This is a genomic window from Clostridium sardiniense, from assembly GCF_019753795.1.
Classification (GTDB): Bacteria; Bacillota; Clostridia; order Clostridiales; family Clostridiaceae; genus Clostridium; species Clostridium sardiniense.
This window is the reverse complement of sequence record NZ_JAIKTU010000062.1, coordinates 1-333: the sequence shown is the minus strand read 5'-3', so window position 1 is coordinate 333 and position 333 is coordinate 1. Positions and strand designations below refer to the sequence as shown.

General features: G+C 50.8%; 3 tRNA genes. All 3 read left to right on the top strand.

The features are described from left to right. The first annotated feature begins 50 nt into the window (after window positions 1-50). The 3 genes from K5V21_RS19210 to K5V21_RS19200 all read left to right on the top strand — a co-directional run bounded on the left by K5V21_RS19210 (window position 51) and on the right by K5V21_RS19200 (window position 285). Window positions 51-124: transfer RNA gene (locus K5V21_RS19210), tRNA-Gly, on the top strand. A gap of 4 nt (window positions 125-128) precedes the next feature. After that, a tRNA-Arg gene (locus K5V21_RS19205) sits at window positions 129-205 on the top strand. A gap of 4 nt (window positions 206-209) precedes the next feature. Continuing rightward, window positions 210-285: transfer RNA gene (locus tag K5V21_RS19200), tRNA-His, on the top strand. Window positions 286-333 lie beyond the last annotated feature (48 nt).

Here is a 333-nt window from a genome sequence, read left to right as displayed (position 1 = left end):
TCGCAGGTTCGAGACCTGTCACCCCGACCACTTTAAATTTAATATTACCTGCGGGTGTTGCTTAATGGTAAAGCTCTAGCCTTCCAAGCTAGCCACGAGGGTTCGATTCCCTTCACCCGCTCCAATATGCGTCTTTAGCTCAGCTGGATAGAGCAACGCCCTTCTAAGGCGTGGGCCAGGAGTTCGAATCTCTTAAGACGCACCATATGGTGAATGTAGTTCAGTTGGTAGAGCGCCAGATTGTGGTTCTGGTTGTCGTGGGTTCGAGTCCCATCATTCACCCCATGTAGGGATATCGCCAAGCGGTAAGGCACCACACTTTGACTGTGGTAT